This is a genomic window from Roseibium sp. JB4-4 (assembly GCF_055693425.1).
In genome coordinates this window covers 5,122,023-5,135,153 of sequence record NZ_CM146333.1, presented here as the reverse complement: position 1 = coordinate 5,135,153, position 13,131 = coordinate 5,122,023, and the positions used below count along the sequence as shown (strand labels likewise).

15 protein-coding genes and 1 pseudogene are annotated in these 13,131 nt (G+C 55.9%); 1 reads left to right on the top strand and 15 read right to left on the bottom strand.

All coding sequences use genetic code 11. From position 1 onward, the window contains the following. Positions 1–166 precede the first annotated feature (166 nt). From ACZ1HV_RS24100 to ACZ1HV_RS24070, 7 genes are all read right to left on the bottom strand, one after another. A complete protein-coding gene (locus ACZ1HV_RS24100; RefSeq protein ID WP_472716553.1) occupies positions 167–967 on the bottom strand; it encodes a hypothetical protein in 801 nt (266 codons plus the stop codon). Positions 968–1,139: 172 nt separating this feature from the next. Continuing rightward, positions 1,140–1,937 carry a hypothetical protein gene (locus tag ACZ1HV_RS24095; RefSeq protein WP_472716552.1) on the bottom strand — a complete coding sequence of 266 codons (798 nt, stop codon included), beginning with the start codon at positions 1,935–1,937 and terminating at the stop codon, positions 1,140–1,142. Positions 1,938–1,943: 6 nt separating this feature from the next. Beyond that, the gene (locus tag ACZ1HV_RS24090; RefSeq protein WP_298986198.1) at positions 1,944–2,438 is read right to left on the bottom strand and encodes a hypothetical protein; all 495 of its coding nucleotides are present in this window, start codon (positions 2,436–2,438) and stop codon (positions 1,944–1,946) included. A gap of 154 nt (positions 2,439–2,592) precedes the next feature. Next, on the bottom strand, positions 2,593–3,165 hold the full coding sequence (locus tag ACZ1HV_RS24085) for a hypothetical protein (RefSeq protein ID WP_298986374.1): 573 nt from the start codon (positions 3,163–3,165) through the stop codon (positions 2,593–2,595). A gap of 196 nt (positions 3,166–3,361) precedes the next feature. Continuing rightward, complete coding sequence (locus ACZ1HV_RS24080; RefSeq protein WP_472716551.1) at positions 3,362–4,150, bottom strand: hypothetical protein; 789 nt, start codon at positions 4,148–4,150, stop codon at positions 3,362–3,364. Between the two features lie 135 nt (positions 4,151–4,285). Continuing rightward, entirely contained in the window at positions 4,286–5,158 is an 873-nt protein-coding gene (locus ACZ1HV_RS24075) for a hypothetical protein (RefSeq protein WP_472716550.1), read from the bottom strand. Between the two features lies 1 nt (position 5,159). Further along, the gene (locus ACZ1HV_RS24070) at positions 5,160–5,471 is read right to left on the bottom strand and encodes a Bbp19 family protein (RefSeq protein WP_472716549.1); all 312 of its coding nucleotides are present in this window, start codon (positions 5,469–5,471) and stop codon (positions 5,160–5,162) included. Positions 5,472–5,669: 198 nt separating this feature from the next. Here ACZ1HV_RS24070 and ACZ1HV_RS24065 point away from each other — a divergent pair, with 198 nt between their 5' ends. Further along, entirely contained in the window at positions 5,670–5,951 is a 282-nt protein-coding gene (locus ACZ1HV_RS24065; RefSeq protein ID WP_472716548.1) for a hypothetical protein, read from the top strand. Here ACZ1HV_RS24065 and ACZ1HV_RS24060 read toward each other — a convergent pair. The 8 genes and pseudogenes from ACZ1HV_RS24060 to ACZ1HV_RS24025 form a co-directional block, all read right to left on the bottom strand. Further along, positions 5,952–7,675: pseudogene (locus ACZ1HV_RS24060) on the bottom strand (portal protein). 4 nt (positions 7,676–7,679) lie between these two features. Further along, positions 7,680–7,907, bottom strand: a complete 228-nt coding sequence (locus ACZ1HV_RS24055; protein ID WP_152500708.1) for a hypothetical protein — start codon at positions 7,905–7,907, stop codon at positions 7,680–7,682. A 315-nt stretch (positions 7,908–8,222) separates the two neighbouring features. Beyond that, positions 8,223–10,472 (bottom strand): hypothetical protein, encoded by a 2,250-nt coding sequence (locus ACZ1HV_RS24050; protein WP_472716547.1) that lies wholly within the window; start codon positions 10,470–10,472, stop codon positions 8,223–8,225. Beyond that, positions 10,469–10,954: a hypothetical protein gene (locus tag ACZ1HV_RS24045; RefSeq protein ID WP_472716546.1), complete on the bottom strand. Its 486-nt coding sequence runs from the start codon at positions 10,952–10,954 to the stop codon at positions 10,469–10,471. The genes ACZ1HV_RS24050 and ACZ1HV_RS24045 overlap by 4 nt, the downstream gene beginning before the upstream one ends. A gap of 19 nt (positions 10,955–10,973) precedes the next feature. Next, positions 10,974–11,147, bottom strand: coding sequence for a hypothetical protein (locus tag ACZ1HV_RS24040; RefSeq protein WP_472716545.1), 174 nt, complete (start codon positions 11,145–11,147; stop codon positions 10,974–10,976). After that, entirely contained in the window at positions 11,147–11,617 is a 471-nt protein-coding gene (locus ACZ1HV_RS24035) for a hypothetical protein (RefSeq protein WP_472716544.1), read from the bottom strand. Before ACZ1HV_RS24035 ends, ACZ1HV_RS24040 begins: the two co-directional genes overlap by 1 nt. Before the next feature lie 144 nt (positions 11,618–11,761). Then, complete coding sequence (locus ACZ1HV_RS24030; protein WP_472716543.1) at positions 11,762–12,658, bottom strand: aminoglycoside phosphotransferase family protein; 897 nt, start codon at positions 12,656–12,658, stop codon at positions 11,762–11,764. Beyond that, positions 12,639–13,118 (bottom strand): hypothetical protein, encoded by a 480-nt coding sequence (locus ACZ1HV_RS24025; RefSeq protein ID WP_265684090.1) that lies wholly within the window; start codon positions 13,116–13,118, stop codon positions 12,639–12,641. Before ACZ1HV_RS24025 ends, ACZ1HV_RS24030 begins: the two co-directional genes overlap by 20 nt. Positions 13,119–13,131 lie beyond the last annotated feature (13 nt).

Here is a 13,131-nt window from a genome sequence, read left to right as displayed (position 1 = left end):
GCCCAAGTTCTTGAGCTCATCAATCGGGGTGATCCGGGTGATAAAGCCTGCAGCCTTGGCAACGCCCTTTGCCAACCGGCATCTTGTGATCTTGTTGAACTAGACTGACTGCACCGGAAAAGCGGCAGCTTTCACACTTCGGCTTACGTCAAGTCCAGTGCATCGCTCATTGCTCCGGTGCGATGGATCGGAAGGGCACACTTGCAGGTCGTAAGAAAATCAGCGTTTGGAATTTCAGACACTCGATCTGCTCATAGGAGCCTGGCGCCGCATCTGAATAAACGGCCGACGTGTTCAATTGAAAACGCTTGTCGTCGTAAAACCGGACGGCTGAGGAACACTCTCCTGCAAAAAGTGTCTCTCTGTAAGAGTGCTCGGCATCGCTCAAGTCTTCCATTGGAGCCCCAAGTTCCACCGCCATTCCGTCGTCATGACCTCGGAGAAAATTCATCAGATAGAGCAAATAAATCTGATTGTGCTCGCGGATTGCGGCCTGCTCAAGTGCTTCCGGGATGGGCATATCCTTCACGCGCGGACCTTTATCCAGATCTACCAACCCGATCGACGGATCAAAGTTGAACACAAAGATCGTATTGGAAGCCGTATAATCTTGGTTATAGGAGAATATTTCTAAGTACTCATAAGAATCAAAATCGAGATGAACAAAATCGTGTTCTTCAATCTCGATAAAATTCGCGGCGTTTTTCTGGATTTCATCCTCCGTGAAGCCGCCATAGACCACAAGGATCGTGTCCTTTAGATCAGCCTCGAACGAGGTGGGATCGTTGGATGAACTCACATAAGAACTGACTTTCTCAGTCAAGATCCGGGCCGATTCTTCCGGTGAAAGTGTCTGATGCTCAGATGCGTTTGAAACCGGTAGACCAGCGAATATCCCCCAGCAGAGCGCCATCGCTAGAAGCCATTTATCCGCTTTTACTGAAAACATAACGCCAAACATTTCCAATTGAAGCCCGCCGGGCTCGAATGCAAGTTTTCTGACTTTTTTATTTGTTCATGATACGTTCCTTGTCAACCTTTGATTGAAATGCCGCATGTATATTCACGTTTCTTGAGCCAAGCAAATTGGCCTTGCGTGCGCAATCCGGCCATAGGTCACGCGCATCACCGGATCGTCCTCAAAGCCCAAACAGTTCAGGGTCCCGGCCAGCCGCCTTGATCATCTGCCGCGCCCTAGCCGGATTCCGCTCCAGCATTTCCGCCTGCCGCTCAAGCTTAGGGTTGTTGAGATCGAAAGGATTTCTAGCTTGTTCCTCCCCATATACATGTCTCCGCCTCATGTTGGAAGCAACGGTTTTCGAGTTGCCAAGTACTGACCGCTTCGCTGTTTTTCGTGAGATTAGAGACTGTGAGCGGCTCTTTTCAGGTAAATCGAAAACCTTTCCCTCTGGTCCATTCAGGTCGGCCGGATTTTTTGCCGCGAGAGGCTTGGACAGAAGCCCAATCGTTTCAGGCTGAAGCGCCTTTTCTACCGTTTCTTGAATATATTTCGCCCGCACCCTGGACTGCAATCTCGGATGACTTGAACCGGGAAGTTTAAAACGCGGGTTTGCCACAAGGTTGCCAGACTGGGCCAACGCCGCCATTGCTTGGTAATATTTGTTGGCACTCAGACCGGGATTCCGTTTCGCATAGGCCCGGCCAATGGCATTGTTCAAGAGATCTTTGTGATCGTCCGTTACATTACGCTGATCAATAATTCCTCTTATATCTTGAACGAATTCAACGCCATTTCCAAAAACTTCTGCTAGTTCCTCACCCAGAACATCAGCCATTACAGCAGAAACACCTGCGTGTTTTACGGCGTTAAACTGCTCACGTGACAAATAAATGTGTTGAGTTGCAGCTCTAACCGCATCAGAAAATTCTTTATTGAATTTAAGCGGGTTTTTTGCGACATCTTTGACTTCGGCCAATTTGCTTTACCTATTAATTCTTTCTATTTTTAGATGGACGCGGCCATCCCTCCCAATATGGGAAATGACAACATTTTCATGCCGATAAGCGCAAAGGTTCCGGCCACTTTCGATGTACAAAAAACTTTGATGTATCAGCTCGACTTTCTCGTCGGGTCCGCGTCTCGTCCAGACACGGAAATACTCTTCACTGAAATCAGGGTCCCAGTCCTTGTCGGAAAATTCGCTAATCAGCGATAATGGGTAGATGAAACAAATCGCATCGTACTCGCCAGCCGGTACAAGCACTGCCCCCGCCGATAAACTGCCGTTCTTGAATTTCTCAATAAAGCCTGAGTGTTCGTAAGCAGCAAGCGTCAGATAATCATCGCAAGAAGCGAGCAGAAAACCAAGAACCGCAAAGAACGTTGATGCTGCGAAACGATGCCAACGATGTATTCCGGCGTCCGCCTGCGAATTCAGGCGACGTTGATCGCAAATTTTCCAAACCGATATTGTCATCGCGTCTCACAATTTCTCTCTTACTGTGCGAAGCTCACAAACAATGACACCGTAAAATTGAAGCCAGTTTGATGCTCGCAAGCCGAATTTTTCTGTCGCTTTAGATGTTGCAAGTTATCTGGCAGAAACTGTGCAGTTTGCGCTGAAATCCCCACTAAAGCCCAAACAGTTCAGGGTCCCGGCCAGCAGCCAAAATCATCTGCCGCGCTCCCGCAGGGTTCTGCTCCAGCATCTCAGCTTGCTGTTTCAGTTTGGGTTTTTGAATGCTGAAAGGATTGCCGGGACCGTTCGATCGTACACCGTGCCAAACACCATCGTTTGGTGTTGGTTCAAGCAGTTCAATTCCGCGTTCTTCCTCGGGCTCCATCCTTAACGCTGGCTCAGGCTCTCCTATTCCTAGAAATTCCCTTGCCCTTCGGCGGCCTCCGGCGGAATTGCCAAACCCGGAAACTCCGGGGCCAACTTTGCCGAGTTCACCGCGCTGTTGCAGGATCTTGTCCAGTTGTTCTTGAGTTTCGGGAACTCTGCTTCTTGTACGATTGTGAACCAACGCACCTTCGATCAGTTTCCTGGCGTCCCAGTGGTCGTCACCTTTCCTGCCAAACTCCTTCAATTGGTCTTGCAGTTTTTCATTTGCGACACCTTCAGGGCCGTATTTCTTCATTAAGTGATGTTGAATCTCATCAAGCTCGGAGATGATCTGCCGATCGGAAACTTTTTGGTCCATATGGGTTCTCTGCAATTTTTTGATTGTAGTCGATAGGCACGACCGGTCTGACCGGCCGTGCAATGCAAGGCCGGGTCTCTTGTCATTTGCTGTGGGGCCTTAAGACAGCCAACATTGATGCAACCGGCATCGGCGCCCCGCACTCGCCAAAGAGCACACCGCAAACTTGGAAGAGTTCTCTTTGTCTAGGCTATGTTCACCTACTCGTGCCACCTGCTGCAAAAGGCAAGGTGGCAGGGCGTGTAAAAACCAGGATGTGCTTGGCAAGACAGGCGATCTGCTCGTCGGAGCCCGGTTCATAATCCGTGTAGACAAACATTGAGTGGTGCTGTTTGCCCGTCTTCTTCTGAACGAACTCGGTGACGGACGTGCATGTCCTGTCGAAGAGCTGATGCCTGACCGTGAATTCCTCATCGGTGAACTTCTTCATCGGCGTTCCAAGTTCGGTGACCGTACCGGAACCGGCCATGATGTTCATAATACCGAAAAGTTGTTTTCCAAGGTCCTGAATGAAGAGCCCGTCAGGATCAAGATACGATTTGATGTCTGTCTCTGCAGTGAACTCTGGAACATAGGTTTCCTTGGTCAAGTCCACGTTCAACACCGTGATCGTGTCAGGTTGCTGGTACTGCAAAAAATCGAATGGATAGGTGTAATATTCCGTTCTGCCATAGGGTGTAAAATACTGAGAATATCCATCAATCTCTGAGAGTTCACCGGCATTCCTGGATATGGCTTCCTGCGAATACCCCAGAAACAGAACCCCAACAGTGCTGCCAGGCCGCACCTTGGATGACATCGGTCCAATAGAACCATCGACATAGCTCTGAATTTCGCTCTGAAGCACTTTTGGCTGCTCAGGCCAGGGGATAACCTGGTCTGCGATGGCACCGGACGCCAAAACCGTCAGTCCTGATGTCAAGGCCGCCAAAACAACCGGATACACCCGGCTGGACTTTTTCAAGTTCGCAAGAAACACTTTCATCGCATGCACCCTTTTCCAGATCCTGTCTGTTCCTTGCCTTGATCATATGTTCATTATTTGTTCTTATCAATTAAAAGTTGAAAAATACCCTCACAGCCAGATAGTGCTTGCTCGACGGACGCTCCGGACGGGTGCTCAAAGCCTGAACAAAGCCGGGTCGCGTCCCGCCGCCAGGATCATCTGCCGCGCTTTGGCCGGGTTCCGCTCCAGCATCTCGGACTGTTCCTTCAGGCTGAGGCTATCGCTTGCAAAGGGGTTTGTGCCGTTGCCGCCGCTGTTCAGCCCGGGCAGACCATCTTCGGCAAGAGCGCTGTCATGGATAAAAGCCAGCAGTTTGACTGCCGTCGGGTCCGCCACCTTTTGCAGGCCATCGGCACCGGCTGCCGTCAACGCCCCCTTCTCGGAAAACCAGCCGCTCAGGTCGATGCCATTGGCTTTCAGTCCGGTCATCGCCCTGTCGGCCTTGGCGACCACATTCTGATACCCGTCGCTTTCCGGCGCGCCATATTCCTTGATCAGGGCCTGGTGCGCCGCTTGGGTTGTCTCGGCCTGTTTTTGGGCCGTTACATGCGCGGCTTCGGTGTTGGCCGCAAAGTGGTCCGCCATCTTGCCAACCCAGCGGTCATGCAGCTTTTGCGCGGCTTCCGGGTGAAGCCCGGCTTCCTGAAACCACCCGCTTGCCTCTTCGGCAAAGGCCTGATCATAGGGAAAGTCTTCTGCCAGCCCTTCCGGAAGATCGAACCGATAGCCGTTTTCAGGTGTCCAGCTTTTCGAAACGTCCTGATAAAAGGCTGCCTTTTCATCGCTGCTGGCACTCTCGCCCGGCAGCATCACGGCGCTTGAAAGCTGGTCCTGCAACGCATGAAAATCACTAAAGACACTTTCCGCGTTGCGCCAGCCGTTGTCAGTGGCAAAGGCTCGCTGGTCCTCCGTCAGGCCGGACAGGAAAGCATCCGGTCCCGGTGCTGCGTCCACGCCCGCATATGCGGCGTCATTTTGATCGTCCAACTTAAAACTCCTCGTCATGCTCAAATTCGGGAAGCGTTTCCAGGCGGGCTGCCGCCTGCAGGGCGGCATGTTCTTCCGGCGGTATGCGCAGCATCGACAGAATCCGCGCAAACAGCGCCTTGCGCCCGTCCAGATAACCGCCTGCGCGCGCGTCCAGATCAACCGGCGGTGCCTGATAGATCCCGCAATCTGCTGCAAGATCCGCCAGCACAGTCTCGCCGTCTGTACTTAAAAAGACGGACCTATAGGCCCGTTCCAGCTCTGCGGCCCTGTCTTTGCGCCGCCGCGCGCGCCGTTTGAGGCAATGCCACATTCGTTTCTCCAATAGCTGACCGGACCAGACAAGCGCCGCCCGGTTTTCACGCCCCACAAGTTCAGAAACTGTTTTTCTTGAATGGTTTGCACAGATCCGAAAAGCCTAACGGCTCTCTTGCACCACCCTATAAGCACGCTTAAATTGTATTCAGACGAACATTCGCCTATCACAATCCGATAAGGACAGAAGCACCACATGCCCAACTACGACCTGGCCCGCATGAAATGGGGCGGCGTTTTGCTCGGTGCCGCCGCGCTTTACAAGGTCGACGAAATTCCGCTCAACCATCTAAACGCCGGAGATTTTCACGGCTCCCTGGAAACCGCCGCGCTCTGGGCGTTCCGCGTGGCAACGGTTGTGTTCATTTTCCTTCTCATACGCTCCATCAGTTCAGGCGTGCGCCACGGGCGCGAGCTTGACGAAATGATCGCGCGCGAGAAAGCGATGAAACGCGGGGAAGACCGCTTCCGGGACTGATCAAAGTCCCAGGTCTTGCGGCAGGGTACTGCCATCCAGCGTCCCGTCTTCGCTCAGGGTCTTGATCAGCGGAGCGCCGTCCCTGGCCATCTTGGCCATGCTTTCCCCGGCCGCCAGTTGCTGTTGCTGCTGGGTTTCGGCCTCGCGCTTTTGCCGCAGCGCCTCCACCTCTTCCGGGCGCCGCTTCAGCTTGGCCGGCAGCCCCAGCGCCCGGCGGGTCAGGTCGTATTCCTCTTCCCGGTCGTGCAGATCCAGAAGGGTCGGGTCGCTCGCCGCGGCTACACCGAGATATTCCTGGAAGCCCATGATCGCCTCGAAATGACCGGCCTCGCGCATCTGATCGATGGGCGCTGTCGGTTTCAAGGTCACATCGCTGCCGGCAATCGTCTCGGGCGGCGCCAATGGCGATCCTGGGGCAAACGCACCCCGCCGGCCCAAAATACCGACTTCGCGTTCAAAAAGGGCCTCATTGCCGGCCATGATGTTGGTCGAAAACGGACCGATCATGTCGGCCATTTCCTTGCGGCGGATATTGGCTTCCGTTGCCGTCCGGCCGCTGCCCTCCAGCAGCGTCTGCCACAGGTCGCCGTAAAGGCCGACACGCAGCTTCTCGCGGATGTTCTCGATCTGCGCATCCGCCGCTCCCGGACTGACCGTATCGATCATCGGCCGGAACAAGGGCCGCCCCTGCTCGTCGATCAGCCCCGGGTTGATGCGCCCGGGGTTGAGGTCGAGCTGCCGTTCCTGGGCATGGGTTGCGATGGGCGGGCGCACGGCCTGAGAGCTTGCGATCAGCGCATCCTTGGCAAGGCTTTGCAGGCTCTTGATGTCGCTCATCAGCTTGGCCTGCGGCGGCGAACCATAGGGCGACAGGCCGTCCCGGTCCCACCGGCTGATCACGAGCGGATATTCAAAGAAGCCTCCCTTCGGCAAATGTGCTTGCTGTCTTCTTCAAAGTGAATGCTCTCGTAGCGCGACTTGCGGATATCGGCCGCATCGTCCTGTCCGCCCTCACGCAGGAAACAGGCATGCACGAACCGGTGCTCGGCATTCTTGCGCTTCGGGTCGCCCGCCTCCTCCCGGATCTTGTCGGAAAGATTGCCGCCATATTCCTTGGCCGCCTGCCAGGCCTTCAGCGTTCTGACGCGGAAGAAGCCGCAATCGCTGCCCTGTGCATCCACAAGCAGGTAGACCTCGTAAAGCGGCACATAGCGGTAGTGAACAGGCGTGCGGATGTCGGCAAGGCTCGTCTCGTTTTCCGCCGGAAACAGAACCCCCGTGCCCAGCTTGACGGTGGACAGAAGCCGTGACCGGTTGGCCAGCGCAAATCCCGACCGGCCGGACGCCCGCACGCGGAACAGGTGATCACGCACGGCTTCGAAAAACTCTTCGTCTTCCTGTGTTGGCGGCGGCGCGAACGGATCGCCGAAACCGACGCCGTGCCAGTTGAAGCCTTCCGGCATGGTCAGCGACCCGACGCCCGATGCCAGCCTGTCCAGCAGCCAAACCGCCGTCGGGTCATAAAGCTTGCGCGAGCGCTCACGCGCTGCCGAGCTTTGAAACGCGCTCATTCCGTCGGCGGCGATAATGCCGCCCGGCCGGTTGAACGCCCGCTCCATGTCGGGCGCGGTATAGGTGACATAGTCCTGCCAGTCGGCCTCATACCATTGCCGCTCGGCCCGGGCCGATTGCAGCTCGGATTTCAGATCGTCAACAATGTTCATATGGTCAGGCCCGTCCCAAAAGCGTCACACCCGGGCGCGAGGCACTGCCATAGTCCGGCACGCCCAGCGGGCTGGTCAGGTTGGTTGCCCTGGTTCCGTAAGCTGCGGCCCTGCGGCGGCGGCTGTTTTCCTGAAGGTTGCGCGCCTGCCGCTGCGGATCGGGTTCGCGCGGCGGCGGCGGTGTCGGTTCCGGGTCCGGCTGCTTGGAGCCGCCCCCACCAAAAAGACACATGAGTGCTTCCTTTCTGAATGCTTGGAAAACGTCATTGGAAGAAAAGAGCGGCCGGTGTTTGCCGCAAAGCGGTCACGTGCCGCCGGCAGGCAGGCACCACCCTACGTCCGGGTGTCACCGGCCGCTGCGTGCACTCTTCCAAAGTAACGTGATGAGGCTTGTTTTAGCCCTGTTTTGACGAACCGTCCAGCAAGGCTGATGCTCTCAAGTCCCTGTTTAGACGCGGGAATTCAAAAACGCCTTGCAGTCGAGGCACTTGCCCACCAGCCCCGGTTAAGCGCAGGACGGCCCAATCTTTCAAGCGCCGCCCGGCTGTCAAAGCTGCGCCGGATCCGGCTTGGCCCTTGGCTTGGCCACACCGGGCATCAAGGGTTCCCGGACAGGCTTTGAAACCGGCCCGGGAACTGGTTTTTGACTTGGCCTTTGAGCTGTTTGGAAAGCTGGTTTCGGGGCAGGAACAGGGGCGTTTTCCAGCCGCGGGCTTTCGGGCGCGGCAGATGATCCGCTCTCATCTCTCTTGCCGCTGGTCTGCAGGCGCCCGGCCCCATACCGCGCTTGCCACCGCCGCTCACGGGCCGCCCCGGCATTGGCCTGAAAATGATCGCTCACATGGTGCTGCTGGCCTGTCTCGTCCTCATAGCTCAAGGTCATGCGCGGCCCGTAACCATCCTCATCTTCATTGGCCTGTGCCTTGTCCCGGCCGGTTCTTTCATTCGGCGTCAGATACCATCTGGCCGCACGAATGCCGTTGTCCCGCAAAATGGCCTCCGCCTCCTGGCGCACATAGCCGTGGCCGTCCTCTTCAAAGTCCGGATAGGCCGTTTCAACCGGGTATTTCAAAACCGTGCCTTCGGCTTCCGGAGCAAAGGCTGACAAGGCCCATTTCTGCTTGAACTTCCAAACGGCAAACTCTTCTGCGGCTTCCTTGTGGCCATCCATCTCAAGATAGCTTTCGCGCAGCATCTCCCAATATTCGGCAACCGCCTCGGCCTCTTCTTCCGGCGATCTGCCAAGGCGCTGATAGCGGTCGTAGGACGATTTGCGGACAGGAGTATCAAGGCCGCGCCCACCAGCACTGGGCTTGGCAAGCGGCACGGCGCGATCGCCTTCAATGACCGGACCATCCGGACCGGCCATAACCGCGTCAGATCCCAAACCTGAAGGCTTTTCGCGCGGCACCGCAGCGCCATCGTCAAGAACCTGCTGCCCGGTTTCAGCGGCAATCTGCGGCCCGGTCAAACCGGACTCCACTTCGCCTCCGGGCCGGGCTGCGGCGATGGCCGTCCGGTGTGCCTCGGCCCTTGAGATAATCTCACCGGCCAACCGCTCCGTGGAGGCTCCTTGCCCTGCGGCCTGCACCAGTGTGCCTGCATCCTCTTCAATGGCCGTGCGCACGCTGCCCAGCCTTTCGTCCAGCTCGGCCTCGTCCTCGCTGGTACCGAACACCCAGTCGATTGCACCACCGACGGCGCCCGTCAACGCATCGCGCCCATCCACATAAAGCCCGAATGCCTCGGACCCTTCGATGGCCGTTGCAATTCCGGCCATTTGCTGGATGGTCTCATTCTCCGGATAGGCCGCCCCATAAAGCTGTGTCACGGCAATGATATCATCGATATTGCCCAGCACATCCCAGGCTTTCTTTATTGGCCCGACAGGCGTCAGCGTAATTGCCAGATCTATCCCAGCTTCCGCAGCAAGATCCGCCAGTTGCTCACGGGTAAAGTCAATTCCGAGTGCCTGTGCGGATTCCAGATATCCCGCACCGCTTTCATTCGCTTCCCGTGTGATCAACTCATGCAAGGCTGCAGCAGCCGCAGCCGTGATGATCACCGGCGCTCCAGCGTCGAACAGTTTCCTGGCTTTTCCTGCCGCCCGCTTTCTGTTGGTCTTGCGCTTTTTTCGATCCTCCAATTGCGCCGCCTGCCGCGTCTCTTCCCTAATCCTCCTGGCTGCTTCATAGCTTTCGGGAACGTCATAGACGTGTTGTTCCAGATTGTGGCTCTTACCGTAATTTCCGGAAAGCAAGTCAGCCCGCAATTCGGTGAATTGCGCCTCAGACAGCTCAACATCAGGATGCGTCATCAGCCAGCTTAGCGCGGATTTCATGCTTAGACGCTCAAAGGGAACTTTCTTTAGGGGATGGTGTTTGCCAACCCTGTTGTCGAGAAACTCCTGGTCCGCGCTTATCACTTCAAAGTCGTATTCGTGAGCATGCACAAGCATGAACTTGCGAGCCCCCATGTCCCAAAGTTCCTTATTGTTGCCCTGGGTACCTGCCTTCCGAAGAGGATCGTACCTCTTTTGATCATTTATCGATGCACGGTTAATTGGCGCCACATCTAGTACTTTGCCACGATTCCGTTTCCTTCTTAGCCAGGTTTCAAAGGACTTTCGTTGGCCCAGACTAATTTTTGTGACATCTTTGTCGCCGTAAAATGATTGATGGACATACAAAAACCTGTCGCCCCGCGCAACGATCGCATCCAGAGCTTTGAAACCACCAAATTTGAGAATGGTGCCAAGCTGCGCCTGATCCAGAAGGATGACCTTTTCCCGGCTCATGCAAGGTCTCCTGTCTCATCAGCCTTGAGTGTGAAAGCATAGTCTTCGAGCAAGTAAGCTTTGGTTTCGGGAATTTGAACACCAGGAAGCTTCCCACGAAGAATATCGCTCGCAACATCGACGCCAGCCAATCGAAACGCCGAGTAAACAGGAGGATAGCCTGCCTTAAAGCAGAACCAGCGCCAGAACTCGTTCATCATAACCACGGCGTCTTCGGGGTAGAGCTCCATTTCAGGTGCATCATCTCTAAACGGCCCGCGCGCATCCATCAGCTTCTCCCAGTCGGTAACCTCCTTCATGGCCGCAAGTGTGTCCTCATTTCCAAGAAGAACCTCTATGAAATGAAGAACCTGAGATACGGGGATCATGGGCTCCAGTTTGTTCACAAACTGATAGATATAGGCCACCCATTCGTCGTCCCAGCGTCCCTCAAGATCGTTAAACTCGTCCTGCCAACCGGTAATGTCTTCAATATCTGCCATTCACTTAGTCCTGAATTCTTTACCCAAAATGTTCATGAATTGTTCCGAAGATCAAGCACTGCAAGTCCGCTTCAAAAATCATCGCTATAAAAAAATGATCGCCCCGCTTGGCGATGGCGATCAATCCGTCCAGTCCGAGATATTTCATGATCGGACTGATTTCATTGGCGTCTATGGCAACAATCTTTTCCATCACACCTCCTCCCCGGGAAGGGCGACGAACTGCACGTAGTGTTCCTTGATGAAGTCCCTGGCTTCCGCCGTTCTGAGAGTTGTCAGCTTGCCTTCCTCCAAACGGATCGCCAGCCATGTGGCAACGATTATCTTATCTGCGTCAAAAGGAACGTTGGCTTTCATCAGATACCAGCGTTCAAGCGCTATAAGTGTGTCGTGGGCCTCAACAGGGTTCAGCTCCCAGAACTCGTCCTGCTGAGGCTCCAGATCATGCTCTTCTATGTAAGCCACAAACCGGATTTTTTTCTTCAAAGCCTCATGCAGCTCTTCGTTGGTGCGGATCATGTCGACCATCTGCACCACATTCTCATAAGGCATCTTGCGGCCGTCATAGCGCTTGTTCCAAGCGAAGAAGGCCTGCCCCTCTTCCGTCTTCTCAAACGCTTCCAGCTCTTCCCGCCAGCCGGAAATATCGTCGAAATCTGCCATTGCTTATCTCTGCGGCTCGAAAGTGGATGCTTGACCCTAGCTGGGCCGAAAACCGGGTCAGACGGTATCTGCGGCACCCATTTTTGTTCCTGCAATGTTCTAAAGCAACCTCAGGGGTGCGCAAGAAAAAATGCAACCTTGCATCTATGGGACACGTAGCAACCCCAACCGGCTGAGCGTCTGACGCGACTGGCGGCAGAGGCCTTCATGGCTCCTGCCACGATAGTAGCTCAATGCGATCACCGCGTTATGCAGAGCCCAGGCACGCGCGCGGCACCAGTCGGGGTCCGAAACACCCGCTGTTTCCCGAAAGGCTTCGCGTGATGCGGGATGCACCCACGACCAAGCTGCGGCAAAATCGGCAGCCGGATCGCCGACGGCGGTCAGCCCCCAGTCGATCGCAGCCGTCAGTCTGCCCTCACTTGCAATCAGGTTGTCGGCCTTCAGGTCACCGTGCAGCCATTTGGCCGGTCCCTCAAACGGGGTTTGCAGAGCCATTTGCCAAAAGCTCCTTGCCTTGCCGGCATCGATCTCGTCGGCCAAGATATCGATACAAGACAGCACGAAATCGGTCAGCTCTTCCAGGGCGACGCCCCGTTTGTGATTGCTCTCCCCGGCGCGCGGCGCGCCGTCAGTCAGCACACCCTGCAGGCCCTTCAGGAACATCGCCAGATCCCGTGCCGCCTGCTCCTGATCCACAAGAGCATCAGGTGTTGCCTGCACTCCTTCGATCCAGTCATAGATTGCAAATCCATGTTCGCAGCCCGCGCCCGGGCGTTTGCGAAAGCGCACAACAGGCACGTTCAGCGCAAGGCCGGACAAACGGGGCAGCCAATCGGCTTCCTTTTGCAGAAGACCAACGGCAGACGCGCGCTTCGGCAACCGCGCCACCAGCTCCTCACCGATCCGGTAGAGCGCATTGTCCGTGCCGCCTGATGCCACGGGCCGGACTTTCAGACCGTTCCACTGCGGGGCATGCTCATCGAGGAGCTGTCTCAAGAGCCCGTCATCGGACGGCAACTCATCCTGCTGGTCCGGCATGAAGGTCCTTCCCGCGTCTCGTCCAGGCGTACATGTAAAAGTCTTCGCCGCCCCGCCCATAGCTTTTAAGCAGTCCTTCCCGCTCCGCGCCAAGCGCTTCGATCCAGCCATGCGCGAGATCGTGGTTCTTATAGCTGATCACCTGTAACCGCCGGCAGTGCTTTTCGATCTCTGGCCGCAAATTCAGGATATGGCGTGTCATGAGGGGCACACAGCGCCGGAACCTGTCGGTGCCGAATGCCCAGGCCTGCCAGAAATCCGGGTCGAAAGCAGACGCCCGGCTGAAACCGAACGCCGCCGCGGGCTGCCCTTGGTACCACACGGACCAGACCCAACCGGGCACCGCGGTTTCCATCGCGCATATCCCGAGCGCGCGCGTGTCCCAGTTTTGCCAGAGACAGGCAATTTCACGATAGTCTTCCGGGCGCATGTTGGCCGCGATGAAACTCGCGTCGCGCACGCAGAGATCCTTG